Below are 25,971 nucleotides of genomic sequence, written 5' to 3'. Positions count from 1 at the left end.
TTTCATCTGGCGTATTTAACTAGCGTTGTTCAGCGTGTTTTTTAATAGAATTTGTAATTCACACCAACTTGCACTGTGCGGCCATATTCTTCTCTTTGATACATAATGTTGCCGCCACTCAAGGCATCTCCTTCAAAGTAACGCAGGTCAACATTATCGGTTAAGTTGATGGCATCAAAATAAACAGACAATCCGCCGCCTACATCATATTTAGCTTTAAAATCAATGGTCTTAAGGTTAGATTGGTATTGATCTGACCAAACCCGGCAATAATCAACACCATTTGGATCGACGCCATTTGGCACAGTTACTTTGCTATCCGTTGCATCAGGACAAGCGCCTATTTCTTCCAGAATATCTGAGCGATAATTACCAATAATGCGTACATTAAAGTCGTCGTTTTCCCAACCAATCGTTAAGTTAGCCGTTACATCCGCTTGCTCTGGTAAATCTATCGTGCCTTTGCGAACGGTTGGATCAACTGTCGCCTCACTACTTTGCAAGGTCGCGTTTGATTGTATAAAAAAGCCTGAATCAAAAAACTGGTTATAACTCAGTTCAATCCCTAAAACTTTTGCCGAATCGCCGTTAATTGTCATATTGATATTCGCCAGAGTTTGCTCTTGAGGAATGATAAACTCAGTCACTTGATTTATTGGTAAAGAGATAGGCAAGGTATCAAAACGACCGTCAATGCCACGCGCATCAACAATAAAGTTTTTAATATCTTTATAAAAAACAGCGGCTTCCATAAATAGATCTTCTGAGTGATACCAACTGATTGAAGCATCATAGTTAGTCGCCGTCATCGGGATCAGATTTGGGTTACCTATGTCGATACTGTTGCCCGGTGCCAGTGTATAGTCTTGCAAATCCAGTGCTGAATAGTTTGCAAATTCTTCTGGCTTATCATGGCAATCGGGTTGTTCATCTGTACTGGTTGGTGAGCATAAAAATACGCGATCATCCATTTTTGCAAACGCTCGGCTTTGCTTAAATGATGGGCGGGTATAACTTGTCCAAATTGCCCCCCGTACCAGCAGATTTTCCGTCGGTTCATAGCGTAAATGCATGCTCGGGAAAAATTCACTGTATTTAATTGAGGCTTGCGGCAGTGGCTGGAATACATCTAATGCTGAACCGGCAAAAGCAAATTCATCATTACGTATGGTCATATAACCGGTAGACGCATATTCTGTTTCTACATAACGCACACCGGTGATCAAAGTCAGGCGATCTGCCAGTTCCATTTCGCCCATCACATAAGCTTCTTGAGTATCTTCACTTAATTCGTAGTCGTTACTTAAGCTGACGTAACCTTGCTTACCTTCAGTCGCAATGTCTTTTGTGTACTCTATTGCATCAACTAGATAATTAAGCGCATCTCGGCTTACAAATGGATATTGAAAATCACTGTTTTTTGGAATAGAAACATCAAAACCAAAGTCTTCTTTAATGTTTTGATGATTAGCACCAATTGCATTAATACAAGTGTCATCGCCGTCATTACAATAACTGGTTTCCGGTTCATAGCTCCAGCGGTTTTTGTCGGTTACATGATCACGATCACTGGCTGCGATACCAGCTTTAATATAATAGAACCAATCTGAATCGATAAAATCATATTGAACATCCAAATTGAATGTTTTGATTTCATCCGTTCGGTTGCTGCCTTCTAAAAACACATTATCAAATTCAAGATTGGCTGGATTATTAATATCACCACGCGTCACATTACTGGTAGACGAAGGGTTTTTAGTTAAGCCGATACCATAAATATCATTATTTTCATAATCAGGGTTTATGATTTGCAAGTCAGTGCGATAATCTAATACTTCATCTTGCGTTAAAATCCGCGCGTCAATTCGATCTTTATGCCCTTGACCGTAAACAATAAGATCTCGTTCTCTAAATTGCACACGGCGATCACCAGTTGCATCTTCGACAGCTTCTGAAGTCGTAAAGTCATAATTGACTGTCCAAGCATCCCTTAATTGATGTTTACCACCAAAATTAAATGTTGTGGTTTCTTTCGTCGATTCCTGAATAAAAAATTGGTGCTGCAGATCAGCATCCGACATAATAAATTCTTTTGTATCAGGGTTAACGTATAATGTTTCACCGGTACCTGCACTGCCCGCTCTAAATCGATAGAATTCGCGATAAGCGACATCTTCATCGGTATATTCAACATAATTACCGCGAACATAAAACTGGTTAGCATCATTGGGTCGGTATTCAACATTCAAAGCGGCTGTGTTACGAGTTCGGTCAGCGAGTTCTTGACGAATTTCATATTCCTGCGGCGCTAATATTCGATTTTCTTCACCAACGCTATAGTCAATGATATCGCCTAGATTACCATTATCATCTACTTCGAAAACGGGTTGTCCGAAATCTTGTTGATAAAATTCCATATTGTTCGTGCTATGGTGACGCTGCTCATTAACAACCGTACTGCGTTTTTCTGTCGATACAACAAAACCAAGTCCTACTTTTTTGTCAAACAAAAACTGCGTACCGTCAATGGTAAATTTTGGTGAGTGCGCTTCACGTAACTCGGAGTATGAGTCCTGTAGTTTAAGTTTTAAGGTATTTTTACCGCGTTCATATGCTGAGATAGCATTAACATTTACAGCCCCACCAATAGAGTTTAAGTTCATATCAGGTGTCAATGTTTTAACCACCTCGATTGAACCTAAGGCGTCACCAGCCAGTGCATCTAATCCAATTTTACGCTCATCGCCCATGCCGGCCATTTGAGATCCGTTCATACTGACAGACACAAATTCAGGACCTAACCCCCGTACCGTAACAAATTTACCTTCACCTTCAGAACGTTGTAAGGTTACACCGGGCATACGTCTTAATGACTCTGCAACGTTTTGATCGACAAAGTTGCCTAAATCATCAGTTGAAACAACTGAACTGAATTGTTTTTTATCACGTTCTATTAGACGGGCTTTTTGATCACTGTATTGAACCCCTCTAACTTCAATTATTTCGGTTTGCTCTTCTTGCTCTTCAGTTGCTTCCGTATCTTCAGCGGCAATAACGTGAATGGGATAATTCATCGCCATTGCCATAACAAATGCATTAAATTTCCAACGTTTCATTTAGTTGTCCCCGATTTATTTTGTGTATGTAACGTCTATAAATTGCCACCGGTGGCATAAACATATCACTATTTAAATTAGATTGTCAAATTGTTATTTTTATGTTTATTTTGCTTTTATTTTCTATAACAGTTCAAATTAAGTATTACTTTTAAGTAACAATAAACCGCGCTATTCATTATTTCCACTCGTCAATAAAGATAAACGTCAAGCACAAGCATCTAATAGTGCTTATATACCGATATGTTAACCAAATGAGATATAGATTAACCTTGACGTAAAAATGTAAAATCTATATATTGCCACCGGTAGCACACTATAAAATCTAGTCCACCGGTAGAGTCTTAATTTTATATTAGCAATTAAATATTTGTTTTAGAGGAAATCTAATGGTCAGCCAGATCCAACCTATCAACTTGCATGCGGATCGACTGTTTAGTGCAGATCCAAAAATGCGAGAACTCAGCAGAGCTTTATATAAAACTGTTGCTGATTTGCCTATTATCAGCCCACACGGTCATACTGATCCAAGCTGGTTTGCAAACAACGAATGTTTCAAAAACGCGACGGAGCTTTTGATTATTCCAGATCATTACGTTTTCCGCATGCTGTACAGCCAAGGTATTCAACTTGAAGAGTTAGGTATTCCTAGAATTGACGGTGGCCAAGTTGAAACTGATTATTTAAAAATTTGGCGCATTTTTGCTGCGCATTATCACCTGTTTCATGCGACGCCTTCCCGTATGTGGATGGATTATGTTTTTTCTGAAGTTTTTGGCTTTACCGAAACCCTGTGTTTGGCTAATGCTGATGATTATTATCATAAAATAAATCAGCAACTTAATTCAGATGCATTTAAACCAAGAGCATTATTAAAACGTTTTAATATCGAGCTTTTGGCCACTACTGAGGGCGCGACAGATCCATTAAAACACCATGCTAAAATTAAAGCGGATGGTTTAAATCAGACAGTAATAACAACATTCCGTCCAGATGATGTGGTTGATCCGAACATTCCAAATTTTTTAGGCAATATTCAGAATTTAGCTGAGCAAACAGGTGAAGATGTACACACGTGGCAAGGTTACTTAAACGCACTCAGAAACCGACGTGCATTTTTCCGTGCGCATGGTGCAACCGCCACAGATCATGGACACCCTTCAGCTTTGACAGCTGATTTATCTGGCGTTGAATGTGAAAAACTGTTTGCAACTGTATTGTCTGGTGATGCATCAGCACAACAAAAAGAGTTGTTTAGAGCGCAAATGCTAACCGAAATGGCGGGTATGAGCGCTGAAGATGGCATGGTGATGCAGATACACCCCGGATCACGTCGTAACCATAATAAACAAGTTTTCGAAAAGTTTGGTTTAGATAAAGGCTGTGATATCCCCGGACGCACAGATTTTGTCGATTCTTTACGTCCATTACTGGCTCGCTATGGTACAGAAAAAGACCTGCGTATTATTTTATTTACTTTGGATGAATCAGTTTACGCGAGAGAACTGGCCCCCCTTGCCGGACACTACCCTTGTTTAAAATTAGGACCTGCCTGGTGGTTTCATGACAGCCCAGAAGGCATGCTTAGATACAGACACAATGTAACTGAAACGGCTGGTTTCTATAATACCGTGGGCTTTAATGATGATACCCGCGCGTTTTTATCCATTCCATCACGCCATGACGTCGCACGTCGGATTGACTGCCGATTCTTGGCTCAGTTGGTAGCAGAACATAGGTTAACAGAATCAGCCGCATTTGATTTAGCTTATGATCTGTCTTATAGACTGGCAAAAGAAGCTTATCAGTTGACTAAATAAGCCGCTTTACCATTCTTATTTCGCAACATTAAAACGAAGGTGGATGTTCATTCACCTTCTTTGTGTTTTCCAATTCGGGTAAGTTATCAAGGTATTTAATAATCGACATAGATGACAGCATTTTATTTTCAAAACGTTGTTTCATATCCTTTTGCTTAGCAACAATGATTTTGTGATGAATTTCAGCCTTCACTTTTTGCAATGGTTTTACACTGGATTCTCGTTTATCTAACAACCTAAATAGATAATACCCATCGTCTGCTTTGATAACATCTGAGGTTTGTCCAATATCAAGTGAATAAGTTGTAGCCACGACATCTACCGGTAAATAGGTTTTTAAGTCTTTTTTAAACCAACCAATGTGCCCGCCTCGATAGCGACTTGCTTGATGATCTGAATATTCAACGGCCAACGCACCAAAGCCGTTAGCAATCTCAATCTCTAATGCCGAGGTACTAACTTGCTGCAGCAAGGTTCGTTGTTTTTCTTGATTCTCACTTAACGCTTGATAAATCATGGCAACCCGGGTTTGTTCGGCTTGTGTAAAGTCCGCATGATTTTGTCTATAAAATGCTTCAATTTCGGCATCGGATACCGTTATTTTAGCCAATTCTGAATTTAAAAATTGCTCTTTAATTTTACCTATCAACAAATTATTGGTCGCTTGTTGATATTCAAATAACTTATCTTGGTTGTGCTGTTTTGCATATTGAACAATAGCCGTGTGTAACACCATTTCGTCCAATAAAGCATTTACATCGACATTCGCCTGATACTGGCCACCTCTTTGTGCTAAAACCTTGTTAAATTCGCTTAAAGTAATGCCTTTAGAGCCAACTTCGGCAACTAACGTTTCACCAATATAATGATCAGCAATCATTCTATTTTGGTAGATCAAAACAGCTAAAACGCCTACCATACAGCCGGCTAATAGACAAAGAACATGCGAATAAATACTGCGCATTATTCGACCTTAATTTTAATGTCATCCGCTTTAAACTGATAACTACTGGCTAATGCAGAGGCGCTAAAATTAACCTGTGTTTGCCCCTGTTTAAGCGCGCTGAATTTAGCATTTGCTAGGTTCAAAGGTAGTTCGGCAATAGATGGCCATTTCCCTTGCGGTAAATCTGCCCAGGACAATACAACAAATTTATCAGTTGTTGGATCATTGTCATAATCCTGCGTATCTCGCTCGATATCACCTACACCTAAAAGTCCGCTAGCATATACCTGCGAAGAATCGATATAAGATAAATATTCGCTTGACCAATGCAGCCTGATCCCTACACCGGCCAGCGCTTTAGCTTCAGGTGCAGTCTGGTATATTACAGTGGTTTCAAATTCAGCACCCTGTGTGACATTCAGTTCAGAAGTGCTACTACTGATCTTTTGTTGTTTTACTTCACTTTCAACCGGTGGTTCTGTCACAGGTGGCTCTGGTGGCGGGTTAACAGGGTCACCGCCGTTACCATTATCAACTTTATAACTACTCTCTCCGCCACCACATGCGATTAACGTTAGCGACAACAAAATAACAAAACCTTTGTAAAAATTATTCATTTTTAGGCGACACCTATTCAGTAAATTGACGACAATATTGCAATATAACATCAGGCAATTGACGACCGGATTCGCTATCAATAATACCGTCTATCAATGCGCTACCTTCATAACCTGCCATGCAACGTGACAACAAAAGACCGTCCGTTAGTGCATTAATTTCACCATTCGCATCTAAATCAAAATACGGCATCATTTCAGATAATTGAGTATCAAAACCTGTCTCTGATATATCTTGGTTAACTTTTAAACCTCGAAGACCTGACATGTAGCGAACAACGGCTAAAGCATCCTGATCAGATGAAGTTTGCCCATCGTTGTTCAGGTCTAGCCGGTTTTGAACACTCGCCATTAAAATAGTCGGTTGAGTTACAAAGTCATAACCAACGCTGAGCTGACTTGCGCTAAACGAAATAACACCACTGGATGTTGGTGACGTTAAAGTTGTAAAGCTTACAGCAGCAAGTTTATTGTCAGGTAATTGCCAATCTGCTGTTGTTTTAGACCACCTTAACTCAATATAACTATCAGTCAGTGGGTTATTATCGTAATCCGAAAAGTCTTGAATTACAGTTGCAGATTGATAAACAAAGTCGGTTGCGTAAATTTGTTTGAACTCATTAAATTTAACAATTTGGCTATTAAAATGGATTCTCACGCCAATACCGTCTAGACCACTGGCGACAGCCCCGCTGTCCAAGCTTGCCTGAGTCTGAAGCTGCAATACAAATTGATCTGATGGCATCGTGATAACTTTTTCTGCTTTAGCAAAAACACTCTGCACACCGACACTTGTTATTTTTGTCGCATCTGTCGCATCATCGGGACTACGATCTTGCTTATCTGGTATCCCGTCATTATCCGTATCAATAGAATTCGGATTTAAAGCAAGTTCATATTCTTTGATATTAATTAAGCCATCACCGTCAGCGTCGGCAAACTGGTCATCTTTATTGAAGTTTAACCCGTTTTCAATTTCCCACATATCATCCATGCCATCGTTATCTGTATCCACTATCGCGTCAGACTCAAAAATACCGATTTTTACCGACGATGAAGACGCTATCTGATAACTATCTGAAACACTGACTACAATTTCAACAAACTCGGTGCTTTCATCTAATGTATCGGCGTAGGGTAAAATTTCAAAACTCGTTTGGGATTGCCCTTTCGCAAAGGTGATTTCTTTGCTGATAAAGCCATAATCACTGCCATTTTCGGCTGAACCCACGATTTCCAGATTAACTTTTAGCGAAACATCTAACGAACCATCACGTGTTAAGGTGACCTGAGAAGCTTTATTGAGCCCCTCAATTAGACTGGTATTAGTCGCCGTAATAGAAACATCCGGTAATCCATCTGAAACACTGAAGCTAATTGAATCTTTTTCACCGATTGCATAAACGTCCAGCGGCATCAGTTGAATGGTTAAGTTTTCTGGAAGCTCAGAAATATTGTCTTTTTTTGGTGTAATACGTAACTTAACCACAGTATCATTTTCAGCGACATCTAAAGGGATGCCATTGTTGGTCAGTGGATGCCATTTGTAATCAGAGGTTGCTTGATTTTTTTCAACTGCGTTGTTCGGGTCGTAATGCGCAACTTCCAATAAAAAGTCAGCTCCGAATTCCGCACTGCCCGTTATTGAGATAGGCACAGACATACCCGTTGGCATAGGAACACCGTTTGTTGTTAATTCAAACTCAATACTTTCGTTTGATTTTTCTTCCAGTGCACCGATTGCTGAAGGATTAAAGTATAATTTTATATCAGGTCTTACAACGCCGGTTTGCAACACACCGCGCGCCCATAATTTATTAATTTCGTTGTTTCTTATTGAAATATTAGACAACACAATGTTCGCATCATGGTAACCACTACCATCACCGTTTGCATCAACCGATATATATGTGTCAAACGTATCCGTCTCTAACTTTATATATTTGCTAAGTGGAATGTCAGGATCGACAACATCAAAAAGTAACGTTAGATCTAATACATCCTCAGATATATCAAAATCAACCACACTGGTTCCATTGGTTACAACAAATAAATCCGACCCAGCCAAGCCAGTCAGCCAATCACTGCCACGCCCAGCAACCAAAATATCGTCCTGGCTGCCGCCTACAAATTTATTATGCGCCGCGCCACCGATGAAAATATAAGATTTATCCTGTCCATATTGATTTTGATAATTTTGGATACCGTCTGAGACAAAAGTGCCTAACCGGTCGCCTAAATAATAGATAGCTTCGTCCAATGATTCATATTCTTCGTCTGCATCACTGGGTGCGCCAATAAAGTTAGCCACCGCAGAGCGGGCATTCACAGCGTAAGTCGTTTGCGAATGGTCAACAACGATACGATCAAACCATTTACTATATAAATACGCATACACACGCCATTTTTCAGATTTACAATCACCACAGTTTAGCATCACAACCTCACCTAAACTGCCCGTGAAGGGATCTTGCATTTGATAATTATCATCATTTGCACTGCCAATCATTTTACCGCCAATCGTCCGGCTGGTTCCCCAATTAATATTTGAAGGATCACCGTCTGCTGATTGCTGTTGAGTCGCATGGTTAACACCCGAGTTTTTGACGTTAAGCTCAAGGCTTGTTGATTGATCATCAATAAACAACGCAGCGACATTCCAATCTTTCGACACCGTTCGGGTACCATAAACAGATTGATAACCTTCTCTGGAAAATCTCAGTCTGTTTGGATAATAAGGGTCGTCATGTGCAGTCAGAACGATTTCAGCCTGTGTATCATGAGTTAGAATTTGCGTAGATTCACTGTTGGTTTTGAAAACAGCAAAATACCCCAGCTCATTATTAAAATGAAACGGGATTGCATCATCCGTTTCTTCTTCTGCCCAGGATTCGAGATAATGATTGCCATCTAGTTTTATGCTTTTTTCACCATTTGGTCCGTCTTGCGCAGTCACAACATCAGCCCATTGCCAACCCGTATTATCGATATGATGTAATAAATCAATTTCACTACCGCGACCGGCTCTGCCAAACCATTCTTCAGCGCTGTCAGAAGTGCTTTCCGCATCCGGATTGTCATAACTGTCAAATAGCGTTTGGTCAACAGAAGCATCTAACCACATTTGTAATGTTGTTGCCTGATTATCCGTCAAACGCATAATATCAACATTGATATCCATCACGACCGCTTGATGTTCCTTGTCATCAACTAAGATTTGTATTGCGTAAACATCCGGACTTAAATCTTGCGCATCAATTGAGGTTACTAAATGTTTAACGACAACATGTCCGTACAATAAATCACTGAGTTTGACGACGTCGCCAGCAGCCAAAACAGTGCCGCTGGATAGATCTGAACTACCGCCTGCCAGATAGCTTAGTTGCAAATTTTCATCTATTTGGTTGAAAGTGACATCAATATTCCAATCCCAGGTATCACTATCTAATACCTGGGGCTGCAGTAAGCTAAAACCTTGTTCACTTAATGTCACCTGGCCCCGAATTAACGTAGGTATCCGGTTATCGCCAGTTTCGGCTCTCGGATCGCTCGACAATTGATATTCTTCGAGGTTAGTCAATCCATCTTCATCTTCATCATTGTCTGCAATCGCACTCGTTGTATCACCAAAATAACCCAGTTCCCAGCTATCTGGTAAACCGTCACCGTCTGTGTCAACAGGCGGCTTAGAGACATATAAATCAATCTGAATATGTTGCGAGCGTTTTGCCTGACTTAAATTAAGCTGGTTTTGATTGGCATTTACGACATAAGCACGAACATTGTCTATGGCAATAAGATTGTGGCTATAGTTCTGACTCTCCTCACCCACTGCAATTGCCCGTTGTTCAACTGTTTCAGTGATAAGAGATGGGGTTAAAGCCTGTTCCAACAACCTTTGTGGAATATCCAAACGATAATCAAATTGCCCATCACCGATTGCATTCAGTGATGTTGAATAAGTTAGCACCTTTGCTGAGCCGTCTAAGGCTTTTATTTGCCATTGCAATTGCCCACTGTTCAAGCGCGTTTCAATACCATGATAGCGATTAAAAACTTGCCCATACAATGTGATCTGAGGTTCAGGCACTTCGGCTCTTACAGAGAAAAGCGAACTACATAAAACAATCATTAATAATTTTATTTGCAGGCTAATAATTGTCTTCATAATTAGTTTCCTGAGTAAGAATAAGTTTGGAAAAATAGTTTGATATCCGTGACACCATTACCATCGCGTAACACCGTATTTTGTCCGGGAATTTTCTGGCCATAAATAAAAGTATCCATACCATCTTCCGAATCAGCGAGGAATGTGCCGCCCGGAATAATCAGCAACCATTTGGTGTTCCATACTGAGCGGCCAATGAGTCGACTGCTATAGGTCATATCTGTTTCGTTAAAAGAACCGGAATCATGATAGGCGCGGAAGCTTGAGTGGCGTCTTATTTTATCAAAAGATCCACTTAAACTATCCGCACTGGGTATCCACGCTGAATTATTTAAGTCACTATCCCTTGCAGGTAATGGCACAGGTATCACCTGATCAATAACACTCCATTCTCGAGTATCTAGTTCAACACTGTCCGGCACATACATAATGTCCATTCCTACCGGTATTAAATACACACGTGGTGTGGTTGATAACGCCGCATTGTTATAGTTATCAAACCAAACACCGACCGATCTGACTTTGGTGGCAAAGTTGCTTGCATCGTAGGCAAAATCACCGCCAGATAACGGCCAACCGAAGAAGTTTTTACCAAACTCAATTGTTGAGGAGAATGGAATCACTAACCCAGGTTGTACGCCAGCACTTTCCGGTGCAAAATTACGCGCAAAACGTCTGAATTCAGGCACATCCCACAGATTATTTTGTTTATATTTTGCCAGTGTATTACGCCAAAGCTTATCGTCTTCCGTTGAGTTATCATCGTTGGCAATTCTAAACAGCCCATGACGCAGTGAAAAACGCCCCGACTCGGTTTGTGGGTTATTAAAGCCCATTTGTGTTTTCAACACATCAAAATTGATTTTAAGGGTTGATAATATCTCGCTTAAACCACCTTGCCCACTAACAGCACCGTTTAGACTTTGTTCACCCAATGTTCGCTCTTTAACGATTTGCGATAACATATGTTTGGCAGAGGCCGGATCGTTTTCAGATAAATTGGTTTCGTAGTCATAGACACGCGCTGCCATATAAATATAACGGGATGCCAAATCAAATGCGGCACGATATTTTTGCAGTGCTTCATATTGACCCATTCTGAACGTCATATCCTTATAACGCTCGCCCTGCGCTTTCGCAGCGATACGTTTATTTAAGGCTTCCCGCTCTTCTAATAAACGTAAACCTTCAGCGAGCACCGTGCGATACTTTTCACCGGCCTGACGCAAAATTTCACGCTTTTTATACATTTCAACTCTAAGGTAGGGTTCTTGTGTGGTTAAGCTGTATTCCACCTCTCTCAGTTGTTGCTGCGTTTCAAAATCATAGCCAGCTTTTTCGATCTCTAGCTCATGTTCCATTGCTTTAAGTTCTTTTTCCGATTCAGTTGCCACAATTGCGCCTTCAGCGGCTATGTTTGCAACAGATAAAATAGGATCAGCTATCGCCCATGAAGCATAAATCGCAGCCCGTCCAGGCGCGCCTACATCAACCGATAAACCGGCACTTTTAGGCAACGCATCGGCAGCCAAGGCTGAAGTATGCCGCAAAAAATCTCGCGTTTCATTCATTGCACTCTGCGTGGTTTTCAAAGTCCCAATAACGGCATTAAATGTTAAAGTGTCATCAATGGCCTCATTGCGAACGTTAATCACATTATCCTGAAATGCTTTTTGTGCATAAATCTGCCCTACTTGAAACTCCATATCCTGTATCAAATCATCATATTGGTCAGCGGCTTGATTAAAGTTAGCTTGAGCGACCAATATTTCAGACAGCGCTTCCTGGAGTTTTCCGGGAGCCCGTCGAATGCCCCAAGAAGCAGGTGCATCAAAACCATATGTACCCGCGGTCACTGGGTATTCAATTTGTATCGCATTAGATGCAACCACTGAGTTAACCGCATCAATATCGGATATATCACCTATTGAAGTGGTGCGGCTCTTAAAATGACCTGTTAATACGTTATCAAAGGTTTGACCATTGCTATTCGCCACTGGTGCAACTTCGTTTGTGATATCAGTCACATCAACATATTGATAGAAATAAAGATCAGGACCATCGTAACCCGGCGCATACACCTTGCCGCTACCAATGGTACCTTCATAGGGTGTGCCAAAGATTTCAATTAAGCGACTTTTGAAATCACGATCTTGATCTTGCGCTTGTTGCAACATGTCTTGCGCGGTATCAGCAACTTCTCTGATCCGGTTCTTTTGCACATTCGCGTAATCATAAACCTTAAAGGCATTTTCCAAAGCCTGTTCTGCTCGCTCTGCGACCTGCTCAAAATGTGTCGCGGGATTATTATAATTACGATCAACACGCACAGGATCAACATCAAAAGGCACTATATCAGGCGCGACGCCTAACGGGTTTTGTCCTTTATCAGCCGATGCTGCTAATGCATAGATATTTTGCGCCTGACTGGAGATTTGCTGAATTTCCGGTACCGTGCTGCGATCAACTTTTCGGATGTCGGCGCTGTCGGTATAATCACTGTCTTTCGCTGGCAACATATTGTTGGCCATTAACCAATCGAAATAAGCACCCGTTGATGCGCGCTGAGCCCATTCAGAAACGCCCCATGAACGTTCAGTATTTCTGTCTTTATAACCTTGCCACTGACCATTTTCATCTTCAACATAACTTGCTCTATATGTCATATCAACAATATCGCGACCCGTTTTTGCGCGCGCAGCGGCTATTTCGGCAAAACGTTGTTCGTCCTGAAAATCAACATCAACTGTCACACCATCAATAAGGACTTTTTCGCCTCTCGGTGTCCACTTGAAATTACCATTTTGCATCAAGTCATAATAATACCTTAATGCCATTGTGTAGTGGCCCCATGCGTCGCCATGACCCTGTGGATATAAAACCCGGGCGTCATCTTCGTCAACCAAACCACTTCCATCAACATCTTTAATATTGTAATTCAGCGCATACGCAACCTCTCCGTCACCAATGGTGAAATTCCAAATCAGACGATTAAATGCCGGACTCGCACCAAATTCTGAGCGTCCCCTTAATAAACTTAACTCCTCCTGCAGTAAAGAAGGCATTTGATTTTTGAAAGTAAAAATACTCGGTGCAACACTGCCATAAGCCTCACTTTCTGTCGTGAAACCAATAGACGGATCAAGCGCGTCGACATAAGCTTCATTGGCCAGCAAGGTATACAACTGAGCCAACCGTGTCGCCGCTAATTGCAGGGCGTTATTAACACTTGAGTTAGAAGTGGGTTGTGAAGCTTCTATACTCAACAGCTTAGCCCGTTCTAAAACGGTTTGATAAAGCTGAATTAAACCTACGTTCTCTATAACATCTTGATCAGCATTTAACGCCACCGCCCCGTTATATCTTTGTCCTGCTTGTTGCAACATACTGGAGTACGTTGCCGGGCTGTCACTACTATAAAAATCACTGATGCGCGCTTCGAACAGATTTACTCTGTCAATAACACGTTTTACCCAGCCCTCAGACAACTGTGCTTTATAAACATTTTTTGCCGGATTATTGTTCGCAGCCCCCGCCCAATCTGACCAACAATCGGCATTATTGGAAGGCTGACAGTCTTTGTGGCGATATCGGGTGAAAAACAAATTATCGGCTAACAACGCCGCGGTCGCGCCTTGCAATGCAATCTGATTTTGGCCTAAACCATTATTAGGTAAAGAAAAGGGTTTCCAATCGCTCGGAGCTTGATCTGGCGGTGCTTTTTCTAAACCATCGTCCGCGCGATATTTCCATTCGTACACCATATCGGTGCCATTTGCGCCAAAGTCAGCTGTATGTCTTAAAACCACTTTTTCATCAAACACATTAGGTGGCATCAAAACATCTATTTCACCTCTAAACTTATTGGCTTTAACCAGTTTCACAATATGTAAAGCTACCGGCGCGCTCCCTAAATCTGCATGGTTATTTTCTGCAACCGTTACATAGGTGATATCAGGTGCATTAGAGTTGGGATCTAACATTGCTGCGCTTGGCATTAACGCGAGTCCACTACCCAAACTTGCCGTATGGATATAGGTATCAGTTTTTAAACTCCCTTCCGGATTTTGTGCGACCTCAATTCCGATGCCATAGTCTATACCCGTCAGCTTTGATGGATTACGGGATAATGCATACAGTTGATCGACAACCTGAGCGAACGTTGCATTGTCTGTTAGTGATTTAACAACCGCCACTTCTTCACTGGTGAGGATATTAGGCAACAATGAATAAATCGCGCCGGGTGCCGCCGTTAAGGTATCGTCGCCCAAAGTTTTTCCGTCAAGAAAACCTTGCACCGCTAATTCTTTAGTCAGTGGATCATAATATATACGGTTTTGTAAATGTGCAGGCAAATCAGTGAAATAATACAAACCTCGCTCTTGTTTAACCATTTTCTGGGACAAGTCAAATTCAGGAATTTTACTGAACTCAGTCCCCCCAGTCGGCCATTTCACAGTGCGCTTTTCAAGCACTTGTGCAAGTCGAGCAGAATAGCGTTTGTCCGAGCTATAACCTGCGTTTAGCCCCATTAGTTTGTTTACATCGTCATATATAATCTGACCCGCAGCAAAAGCTAAAACGCCGGGCAACCCATTTTCAGCAATTCCATCCTCTTCGGCTTCACCGCCAGAATAGGTTAAGGTTTCACCTGCTTTTAAAATCGGCAGCTCTTGCGGCCAACTGGTGTCGAAGCTAATCGCTATTTCTCGATTTTCACCTTCAACTACTTGAGAAAACGGTAATAAGGTGCCATCGGCAACCGCTTGGCAAGTTAGATTAACGTCGTTTTTCGTTGATATTTTACGACCTTTAAAATCGGCTGGTTGACTCTTATCAAAGCACAATTGTGTATCCGCAGGCCACCAAAAATCGGGTTGCATTGGATACCACTGGTAACTAAACAATCGGCCACCACCGGATATCGCCCACGCCTGCCCTTTATGATCTTCCCAATACACATTTTGTGCAGGTGTACTCCCTTGATGCCCCCAGTTTAAACCCGGTATTTGCACACCTTGCACAACATTAAGCGGATAAGGCGCAACGACAGGCTCACCGGCTTTCATTGGATAAGTAAAGGTGTAAGCCTGCTGTTCTTCTGCACTTCCACCTGAAACAGATGAGCCAGTTGTAATTTCAATAGCCGGTAAAACATCTAGGCTGGCACTAACCACCTCTGTACCCTGAACTAAGTTCTGAGCCGTTTGTGACGGTTTAATCCATCTAAAAAACAGTTCTGCACCACCGCCGTGTTCGTAATATTCCAATCGAATATCATAGGCTGTATTCGCTTCTAGGCTAACTTTATATTTACGGTCAAATGGCCCTGAATCAATCCATGAAGATATAACCTGTTTACCGTCTAACCACAAATTGACACCGTCGTCCGCACGCGCTACCAAGGTATATTCGCCAGAAACTTCAGGTACAATCTGTCCGGTATAACGAACTGAAAAATTATCATGGCCTAAGCCGTGCCCGATACTGCCACCCGTGGAGAAACCTATGTTTTGAACACGCTCTACACTAGTGGGATTTCCAGACAAGGTTTTATTGTTAAAGTAGCTGGCAATAAAACCTTGTTGTGTTGTAAGCGCATGTGATTTCATCACGCTAGAGGGTATCGTTTGCAATGTGGTTTCACTTGGCAAACGCCAGGATAAACTCAGTTGAGTATTGGAAGTGTCATCGTAATATTCAACTTTAAGCTTATAAACTTGATTTTGGTTTAAGGTCTTATTGAAGACTTTGCTCCGCACTCCGCCATTATTCCAATCGTCAACCAATAACTCATCGTCAATCCATAAACGAATACGATCGTCATATTCTAAATTAAACAAGTGATCGCCTGATTGCTGCCCAATAATCACCCCTTCATATCGCACACCCACTTTGTCGTTTGGTACCGCGCTATCGAGCTGTTCGGTTGTGATATTTAAACGACTGACCGTACCCCGATGAATGGCATTGCTCAACGACGGTTCGGCGAAATAGGTCGCGGTTAAACCAGCCGTTAATGTCTTGAGTTGTTTGTCTAAACTTTCATTACCAGACGCTTGATTTGCACTGTGAAAAGTTGCCGGATCTTCCATCTCAACCTTATAAACTTTCATTCGGTAAGCTGCAGGTGTGAATGAATTATCTTTGTATTGCACTAACACGTATGGATGCGAAGTATAGGATTCGTCTGCTGTTGTTACATTTAAATCGTTTCTTAATGCAAATGCAGCCGGTGGTCTTGGCGATTCAGTGCGATATCTGTATGAAGCTTCAATTAATGCGTGTTCTTCATTCGGATTAAAGCCAGCTAACGCTGGGTTTGGTTGATTGTATATGCTTACATCTTCAAATTTAGTCGGCGCAAACTTTTCCTGCTCCGCAATACGCAAGCCGTCTTTACCATCAGAACCAACCCGACTGGCTATAACAATACGCTGTAATGCTTGAGGGTCGTCATTGCCATTTAGTTTTTCTGGCCAGCGAATATCATAACGAACCTTTTTAAATGGCCAATATACGGCTTCATAAACATTTTCGTACTGGTAATTTTTGTACCAAAATACTTCAAATAAATGTTCTGGGTTGCCACTGATAAAGTTTTTATTGACCGGGATGATAGGTCCGGTTAAAAGTTCAGGCTGGTAAATATTTGAATTATACCTTGCCAGATCATTTTCAATATAGCCACTGTGCGGCGCTGTATGTTCACTATCGACAAGCACATCACCAATTGGCGCCGAAGCATTTGAGTGCACCATCGATTGGCTAATCAAAGAAACAACCCGAACACAGACTGGCTCATTATTGATATCGCCAATCGCCGGACTGGCTGTTTCGCCAGCAGCCAAATTTTTATCTGAACAAGTGAAAACTAACGTTGATTTTTTATTAACTTCACTGGTCTTTGGCACAGGATCACTGCTGCTTTCAAAAATAAATTTATCAACCTCAACAATGCTGTTATTACTTTCAACTTCAGTATATGCCAGTTTAACGAACGCCCAGGTATCCAAAATACTCCGGTCTAACCACACTGCGGGGGTATCAATGACATAATCATAATGAGATGCAACTGGCCAATTAGAGGTAATTTCAACACGAAATGTTTCGGCACTCCCCCCTTGTACGGGTTCGTTTACCGACCATTCTAAACTATATTTTCCGGGAATTAGTGGATAGATTTTATCTTCGTAATCGGCCCACAGGTACATATCCTGATACGTATCTGCATTACCACTGATGATAAAGCCATTGAAAGGTGCAACATTGAGTCGTCCATTTGAGGTTAACGTTTGTTTGAGCTGACTGACTGCACTGCCAATTTTAGCGTCCGTTAAATTATGCTCGATTATCTCAGCCAAACTGACTGCTGAACCAATATTGTAATTTGCTTTTAACGTTAGAATTTCCATTTCCCACGCAAGTGAAACCGCATTACTCAAATTATCAATATCAATAAAATAATAAGTTTTTCCGTCAATCACTGTGGTGTTGTTATTTAACTTGCTTAAATCACCAGATTCAGCTAAACCGTTTGGCAAACCTCTGCCATACAACCAACCTTTTAATTGATTTAAACCACTGGCTGCTGGCATTAACAAGCGAACATGTTCAAATTCATCGACCCAATATTTGCCAGCATTTTGTTCTAACCTAACCACTTTACCCGATTGTAAGGTTTGAATACGGACTAAATCTTCGTATTTTGAAGCTGTCGTATTAAGATCGATTGCATATTGAGTTTGCCAATTGTAGGTAACTTGCAGAGGCGCATTAAAGTTTAAGCTCAGCGGCTGTTGACGTTGGTCACCGGGTATAAAATCCAATGGAAGGGAGACATCAGAAGAGATGAACTCAGCCCCAGAATTTAAACCAATCACACTGGCTGACTCGGTATTATTTGCCAGTGTGCTGGCTAAAGGGTTTTTCGCTTCATCAAATTTTAAATAATATTCTAAATTCGCTTGCCTGCTGCTAAAAGCATGATTCATATTATTGCGAATTTGAGTTTGGCTGCGCGCTTCACGCCAAACTCTAAATTCATCAATAGAGAAGTTTTTAGTGTATTTATTTAAAGCATCATACCATAAGGTATTGCCCAAATAGCTCAAGTCTCGATCGATTGAGCGTGGTAATGGCATATCATACCTAGCGCCGGCAAACTGACCATTGATGTAAAAAGTAGCTGTGGTTTCACTGCGATCATAGGTTAATGCGATGTGCTGCCACTCATTATCCGTCAATGACTGTGTCGCCAAAACCCGTGGAAAATGATCTTTAGGATCTAGCTCAGAGTTTAAAATGTAAAATTCTGGTTTTTTATCACTGCCATTCAACCCGAGTATTAAATTATTGGCGAAAGAACCGTTAGCCCCAGTGCTTGCTGAAATCTCCAACACTCGGTTACCGTATAAAGTACTGTTTTCATGGGGATTAACCCAAAACTCTATGGTGAAATCGCCGTCAAATACCGCTTTTTCCATATTCGGCAAATCTATTCTAGGTGTACCTATTCTGTCACCGACAAAGGTGACCGATGCACCTGAATCGGTAAAGGGGCTATATGACTTACGGTTATCCAGCACCTTTACACCAATATCATTCAGTAAAACACGCTTATTATTGTTGCTTGTATCAACCACCGCACCATTTACTTGTAAGGTTAGCTGTTCACCTTCTTCAATCCAATGACGACCAATCGTTGGCTGAGGGTTAGGCTGCGCTAGGGTATAATCGCCTAGCGTGGTTATATTAGTTTTTAAGTCTAATAAATGTTCAACCTTCCAATTAAATTTAATGGACACATTTGAATTAAAAGTGAATGCGTATCGGCACGCCTGACCACTAACCACTTGGTCTTCCAAGTCATAACCGGTACAGGTATAGCGAGTGACGGCTCGCGTATCATTTGGATCTGAAACCAGAATTTTCTGATTGGCGTCATCTAAAATAAAGTTGCCAGACGAATCGACCTGATATAAAACTTGACCGTTTTTGTCGATGTAATATTGATTGGGCGCACTAACTTCAACTGTTGAACCTTTTACATAACTAAAATTACCCACCCCCGGGTAAACAAGATTGTTATCATACTTAGATTCAATACTAACCGTTGCTCGCGTGGCCCACTCACCCTGGTTATTCAGTGCAATCACAAAACTTTTGTTGGCGTTGCCTGCTATTAAATTTGCATCATCACCACTACTATCTCTTAATGTCAGCTTACCGTTTTTAAAGTAGCCACTAACATATACTTCTCCGGAGGTTTCTTGTATTGATAAACCACCTGTTGCTGCAGCATTTGCGGGCAAACTACCGGTAAATCCATCCGGCTGAGTTACCCACACCCAATTCAGATTGCTGTCTAGTTTACTGACAAAAAACGTACGCTGGCCAGTGGTTATGTTACCAAATTTAATCGATGAACCGGTTTTAAAATCTGCAGTAACACCTGTTTCCAGTGTCGCCATCAAATATATATTGCCGTTGCTGTCTTTATTTAACGCCATCGCCTGGCCTTTATATTCAGCACCGTTTTGTAATTCAAAGGTAGCTTCTGAGTTAGCAACCTGATTTAAGCTTGCATCTAGGGCGTAAAGCTTAAAACCAGTTGCTTTAACCGGCGAGGTGGCATTGCTGCTATTGTTGGCAACAACCATTTTACTGAGCACATAAATGCGCGAGTTGGCATAAATTGCATCAACTGGCACTTCTTCCTTGCGTGCTTTAATTTTAATTAAATCACCATTACTGTTGCGTTTTGAAATAAAAGTACGGCCAGTATTATTGCTTGAGTATTCATGCGGTCGAAAGGCTTCATTTGAACGTAATGCAGAGTTCAGCCCAGATATTTCAGCTTCTGACCATTTCGCATTACCATCTGTATAATAAGCAGTATCTTTTTCCGGTAAAAAATTAGGCCAATACCAGGTTGCGATTGAACCTGATAGACGGTCTTGCGCAGAATTGGCATTCCATTCAAGCAGATTATTAAAAATCACCTGATCGCTACTATCATAAATTTTCAGTCTAACTCTCTTGCCGCCGCCTTCCGTATCTCTGTGCTCTAATGTAATGAAATGAAAACCAGCATCTAGCGTATAAGTTGCTGATTTTGTTGCCCCTATCTTACCCTCAACTTGTTTACTACTATCACGATCAATGACAACCTTTGCCCAGTCATCGATATCAGAAATTTCAAATTTATAGTCACCTGATGCTGGAAATTTTAGTAAACCATCCACACGGTTATAGTGACCATCATCACCTGAGTTAAGCAAAGGGTAGCGGTTCCAAGCGATACATGAGACATGACCGCTCGTAAATTCTTGGCGTACGCCTTTCACGTCGACATTAGTACAATTATGCCAATTATTTGAGTATGCATTTTTGACTATCGTATGCCAGCCAATCGATGAATATGCATCACCACCGTTATCAATATTATAAGACCGAGATAAATTGCTAACGATACTGCTCAAATCCATCGCAGGACTGTTGTTGCCCACAGCCTGTGTTCCATGTGATAACTGCTCTGTACCATAAAAACTATAGATATCACCCGACTCATCCGTTAACACAGCCGCAGCTTGCATCGGAATATGCACATCGAATAAGGTTGGCTCAGAATCGGGGACAGATTTTTCGTTGTAGTAACGCTTTTTAACGCCAAAGGTTGAGGTTTTTTTATTGTTATTGCTCAGCTTTAACGTCGGTTTTGTCAGGCTATAGCCTCCAACAACAGAATTTTGATTTACCGTGCTTTCGCCTATTTCTATTGGGTTACCAGAGGCGTTTATAGCAAAGTTTGTTGCCGCATAGGATGCATCGGTAGAATACCAGTGCGTTTTGCTATGTTTAAGCTCAAATGAATAACGATGTAAATAATCCCCACTGTTACTGGCATTAGAACTCAGCAACTCCAGTCCTTGACTACTGACTAGCAACTTAAGTTTTTTATTACTATCAGTTGACCTGAAGCTAGTCCCTAAATCTTGAAATATGCTTAGTTCACCCGCAGGAGAAAATTTCGCCAATGAAACACCGGTTTGCGTTACAACAAAACTCTGACCAGATACATTAATGATATTGCCTTCGTTATAAACAACTGCATACATATTACCGGCATCATCATAACCAATATCATGAATTTGACCGCCGGTAATTTCATTGATGTACGGGGTAGCTGCATTTGCACTGTGCAAAACTGTCAATAGTAATAAAAAAACATTAAGCATTGAGCCGACAAATTTGACAGTAAGTTTATATATTTTATTCATTATTCAACTCCTACTGCATTTAGCTGTTTAACGCTACTGACTAATTGCATACTAAATCGGCCTTTAGAGATAATTGGTGCTAGTTCATCGTTATTGGTTTGCTGGTGCAGACCCGTAACTTTTTCGGTATAAACGCCACTCAACTCGTCTACACCTAACCTTGGATTTTCTGATTTTTGCGCTTGACTGTATTCATCAAACATAAAGTGAATATGACGTTTAATTTCGAAACCTTTATCTAAATCTGGGTGATATAAATGTTTATAAGGGTTAAGCGGATGATCTTTCGCATAAGTTAAAATGACTGACACCGCCCCCCCTTCACCAATTTTACCTTGCATCACCTGCTGAGTTTTAACCTTCACGGCACCCGCATTCGTTTCTGAATCTAAGATAAATGGAATTGCAGATAATCTAACGCCAACCAGTTTGCCGTTTTTACGAACAATACCATCATAATTTGCTAATAACCTTTGATCGGTTATTAACACTGGACGCACTGCATCAACGCCAGGTTTGGTTTGCATTAATGTCACTTCCGATAATATATGTGTTCTGTCAGCACTGGCATGCAATAAAAATGGCAGTAAAAAAGTAGAGCCCGCTTCTGTTAACGCTTGACTGTCTTTTACCTCAATATGGGATTCGTTAACCTTTGAAACAACGACCCGACCTTGCCATAAACCGGTTTTTAGCTCACCGGTCGGCAAGGTTGTCCCTAGTTCAATTTCTGCATTTTTAAAAGTAATGCCTTGCGCTGCAGTCGACGCCGAATTTTCGCCCGAAACAGCATTATTTCCATTAATAACATCGGTATAGGTTCCAGCAAAAACATCATTAAAATGCCAGCGTGCCGTTAACCCTAAAGAATTATGGCTCGGTGCCGCATTTTGCAAAGCAATTAAATCGCCAACCGGCAGCACTCTATTCCAGACATGGAATTCATCCATCCAACCAGAATAATGCTGCTCATTATTTTTACCCAATATGAGATTTGCCGTTACGTCGTAACTGTTAAAGTCAGCAAAACTTTGCTGATTCAAAAGCGCCCCATCTTTATATATTTGAATAACTAAGTTTTGTTCGTCATTTACGCTAAAAGTACAAGCCCAATGATGCCACAAAAGATCAAGCGCATTAGCAGGTGTTGCAGCGCTCAAATTATCTAACGTACAAACCAGTTGATCAGCATCCGTTACCTTTATAGCAATCTGGCGAGATTCATTAGCATGTGAAATAAGGGTCGCATTTTGCCCTAACTTGGCAAACCGGTTGTAAAAATCAAGCGTGATGCCCTGTTGTAAATCTAAGTTTAGTGCGTCACTTGTTAACGCATCATCAACAGAATCAAAATAATAGGCTTGGTTTAAGTTGATGTTCGCAAAAGCTAAGCCATCAGATAAATCGTTTGCAGTAAAATCAGCAAGCTGCGCATTGCTTAGCAGTAATCCACTGGTTTGCGTGTACAAAGACTGATTAAAGTTTTCAGCCAAAATCAAATGAGGCTCCATGCCCGTTAGCTTCGCCTTAGACAACTGTTGTAATTGTTCAGTAGATAAAGCTCTGGACCAAAGCTGTAAGTGATCAATCGCGCCAGTTAAAGAGCTAACACTCTGACCATCGCTGTTGGATTTCCCTAAAGACCATTCGCTGATCGTTACAGTGCCAACTTCAACTCGCTTTTGCAGTTCACCATTTAATAATAAGTTTAAGTGGTTGTCGCTATATATCACACTCAGATTATGCCATTCTTCTAATGTAAGTGTGCGCTCTGTAAGGATTAAAGGCGACTCTTGACTACTAAGATAAAGTGCAACTTTATTGCCCTCACGAACGAGTTTAATTTGGTTGGAAGCTGCAATAATTTCGCTGTTTTGCGCGGATTGAGTCAAGTTTAACCAAATTGAAAAGGTGAATTCTGAGGCAAGTTTCTCCTGCTGGCTTTGCGCTAAACGCCATGTCGCTGCTTGTGTGGAACCTTTAAAATTGAGTGCATATTCTCCCTGTACCGGAATTTGGCCCTGCGCATTGATGTTATCAAGCTTTACCCCCAAGTTTGAAAGTTACTACTTACCGTATCCGTTGAACTCACCAATACGCCACTATTGAAGCTGTCATTAAATTGAAAATCGCTGCTTGTATCTGAGCTAATAGGACTGTCTAAACTTTGTTGAACTAACAAACCAGCCGGTTGTTTAATTAAGCGAGTAGCGCTTGTTTGTCTTATTTCAGACTGACTACGTACACTATCCCAAATTCTCAGCTCATCAATTTCGCCGGTAAAATATTGCTCAAAACCATTCCCCCCGACATATAAATCACCTGTTGCGGTGACAGCTGATACGTTTGATTTTTGGGCAATTTGCAAGCCATTTTTAAACAGCGTTAACGTACCTCCGTTTAACGCGTTATCGTAAGTACAAGCAAAGTATATCCAAGGGTTCCCCGCACTAATCTCTGGTTCTATCACAAAATCAGTATCATTGTTTTTTGTTGCGCAAAATAACTTGCCACTTTTGAAACCGGCGACAAAACTGGAGTTTGAATAGGCACCGGCAATACCTATCGCTATATTGTGTGATTCAGTTGTTGATTTTTTATTGCTTTTTAACCAAAACTCTACTGAAAAACTGGTGTTTTCTATGAGTTTGGGGTAACTGTCAGCTTGTTCGGTTAACAAAGTTTGCACACTACCATCAAATTGCATCGCAGTTTGACCAAGGGAGGCGCTTTGCATAACGAGCGTTGATGCGGGCATTAATTTACCATCAACACTTTCGTCTGATATAAAACTAAAATCACCTGAATATGGTGCCTGATTCAATAACTTGGTAGCCTGGCCTTGGGTAATAAAACGCCCTAACTGACTGTTAAACAATAAGCCTTGTTCTAAACCGGATAAATTGGATTTATAAGAAGATGAGATTTGCTCGGCGTTTCGTGTGACCTGCCAAACTCTAGGCTGCGTTATATCAAGCTCGGAAGCATTTTGCTGCCAATATAGATTTTCGTGCGGGATAATTTGTTCGATACCGTCTGGCGTAATCCACTTGAGTTGTAAATTGGCATGCCCACTATTTTCGAAATATTCAATTTTTATCGGAGTGTAGACTCCCTCTGTTAAAGTGAGTTGAGTGCTTCCTTGTAACCCACCGCCATTTTGCCAGACATTAATTTTAGCGGCTCCGTTGATGTCATCTAACCATAATTTCAATCCATCATCACTGACTGTTTTTATCGTATACTGACCGCTTTGGGTTGGTACAAGGTAACCTTGCCAGCGTGCGGTAAAGTTATCCGAGTTCGTTTTGCCGGATAATGTCTGTGCACCATCACCTACAAAATTGATATCGAAATTTTTAGAAACCGTTTTACCTACGTGATGTTGCCATTTTTCATAGACATAACCATCAAATGCATCCATCCCTGAATGGCAATTATATTGAAAAGGGATGTTAGGTTCGGTATATCCATAACATATCTTTTTTCGTCTATCGTTGTAAAAGTCCCCTACCAAGCCCTGATAAAACTCTGCGCTTAAAAATCGGATCTTAGCCCCACTAAAATAGGCTTTATCAACGCCTTTTTGAATCTGGTGTTTTTTGGCTAACTGGCCGTTTAGATATACATTGATATCTAAGATGCCTGTGCTCGTATCTGACGAAACAACGAGCGAAAGATGATGCCATTGATTGTCTGAAAATGGACCGGACACAGTAAAAAAAGGATTATTTACCGGACTATCCGATAACTCCAGGTTGCCCTTATTCAATCTCAAATTCAGCGCTTGGTGCGTGTTATCGCGCTCAATCAACACTAAACCTGTATCCTGAGATGCAGTTTTAAACCAAAATTCAATCGTGGCATCTTGTAAATTGTTGGGTAATTTTGCGGTTTGCAGTACCTCCCCTTTTCCCAACGCCAAAGACTGTGGGGTAATTTGTGCTGTAATATTCGAGCTAAAGAAATAAGCGCCAATAACCGTTATCAAATATAGTTTATTTTTTATCATAGTTAACTTC

The 25,971-nt window shown here is 41.1% G+C and carries 8 protein-coding genes; 1 reads left to right on the top strand and 7 read right to left on the bottom strand.

Annotated features, from left to right (window positions below):
• Positions 1-41: 41 nt before the first annotated feature.
• Positions 42-3,116 carry a TonB-dependent receptor gene (locus FNT16_RS14380; protein ID WP_143872224.1) on the bottom strand — a complete coding sequence of 1,025 codons (3,075 nt, stop codon included), beginning with the start codon at positions 3,114-3,116 and terminating at the stop codon, positions 42-44.
• A 389-nt stretch (positions 3,117-3,505) separates the two neighbouring features.
• Between FNT16_RS14380 and uxaC the strand changes: the two genes are divergently transcribed.
• Complete coding sequence (uxaC, locus tag FNT16_RS14375) at positions 3,506-4,936, top strand: glucuronate isomerase (RefSeq protein WP_143872223.1); 1,431 nt, start codon at positions 3,506-3,508, stop codon at positions 4,934-4,936.
• 28 nt (positions 4,937-4,964) lie between these two features.
• Here the strand turns inward: uxaC and FNT16_RS14370 are convergent, their stop codons facing one another.
• Genes FNT16_RS14370 through FNT16_RS14345 form a run of 6 tightly spaced genes read right to left on the bottom strand, consistent with a single transcriptional unit; the run spans position 4,965 to position 25,961 of the window.
• A complete protein-coding gene (locus tag FNT16_RS14370; RefSeq protein ID WP_143872222.1) occupies positions 4,965-5,900 on the bottom strand; it encodes a peptidyl-prolyl cis-trans isomerase in 936 nt (311 codons plus the stop codon).
• Positions 5,900-6,499 carry a hypothetical protein gene (locus FNT16_RS14365; RefSeq protein ID WP_143872221.1) on the bottom strand — a complete coding sequence of 200 codons (600 nt, stop codon included), beginning with the start codon at positions 6,497-6,499 and terminating at the stop codon, positions 5,900-5,902. The genes FNT16_RS14370 and FNT16_RS14365 overlap by 1 nt, the downstream gene beginning before the upstream one ends.
• Positions 6,500-6,512: 13 nt before the next feature.
• Positions 6,513-10,667 (bottom strand): hypothetical protein, encoded by a 4,155-nt coding sequence (locus tag FNT16_RS14360; protein WP_143872220.1) that lies wholly within the window; start codon positions 10,665-10,667, stop codon positions 6,513-6,515.
• A 2-nt stretch (positions 10,668-10,669) separates the two neighbouring features.
• Positions 10,670-21,949, bottom strand: a complete 11,280-nt coding sequence (locus FNT16_RS14355; RefSeq protein ID WP_143872219.1) for a PA14 domain-containing protein — start codon at positions 21,947-21,949, stop codon at positions 10,670-10,672.
• Positions 21,949-24,003, bottom strand: coding sequence for a LamG domain-containing protein (locus FNT16_RS14350; RefSeq protein ID WP_143872218.1), 2,055 nt, complete (start codon positions 24,001-24,003; stop codon positions 21,949-21,951). The genes FNT16_RS14355 and FNT16_RS14350 overlap by 1 nt, the downstream gene beginning before the upstream one ends.
• Positions 23,994-25,961 carry a LamG-like jellyroll fold domain-containing protein gene (locus FNT16_RS14345; protein ID WP_143872217.1) on the bottom strand — a complete coding sequence of 656 codons (1,968 nt, stop codon included), beginning with the start codon at positions 25,959-25,961 and terminating at the stop codon, positions 23,994-23,996. Before FNT16_RS14345 ends, FNT16_RS14350 begins: the two co-directional genes overlap by 10 nt.
• Positions 25,962-25,971 lie beyond the last annotated feature (10 nt).

This window comes from Catenovulum sediminis, from assembly GCF_007289895.1.
In the GTDB taxonomy this organism is placed as follows: domain Bacteria; phylum Pseudomonadota; class Gammaproteobacteria; order Enterobacterales; family Alteromonadaceae; genus Catenovulum; species Catenovulum sediminis.
This window is presented reverse-complemented; position numbering and strand designations above follow the sequence as displayed.

Bases quoted from the DNA above. Each gene is read 5' to 3' on its own strand.
- FNT16_RS14360 (WP_143872220.1), bottom strand. From the start codon at position 10,667: ATGAAGACAATTATTAGCCTGCAAATAAAATTATTAATGATTGTTTTA.
- FNT16_RS14355 (WP_143872219.1), bottom strand. From the start codon at position 21,949: ATGAATAAAATATATAAACTTACTGTCAAATTTGTCGGCTCAATGCTT.
- FNT16_RS14365 (WP_143872221.1), bottom strand. From the start codon at position 6,499: ATGAATAATTTTTACAAAGGTTTTGTTATTTTGTTGTCGCTAACGTTA.
- FNT16_RS14345 (WP_143872217.1), bottom strand. From the start codon at position 25,961: ATGATAAAAAATAAACTATATTTGATAACGGTTATTGGCGCTTATTTC.
- FNT16_RS14370 (WP_143872222.1), bottom strand. From the start codon at position 5,900: ATGCGCAGTATTTATTCGCATGTTCTTTGTCTATTAGCCGGCTGTATG.
- uxaC (WP_143872223.1), top strand. From the start codon at position 3,506: ATGGTCAGCCAGATCCAACCTATCAACTTGCATGCGGATCGACTGTTT.
- FNT16_RS14380 (WP_143872224.1), bottom strand. From the start codon at position 3,116: ATGAAACGTTGGAAATTTAATGCATTTGTTATGGCAATGGCGATGAAT.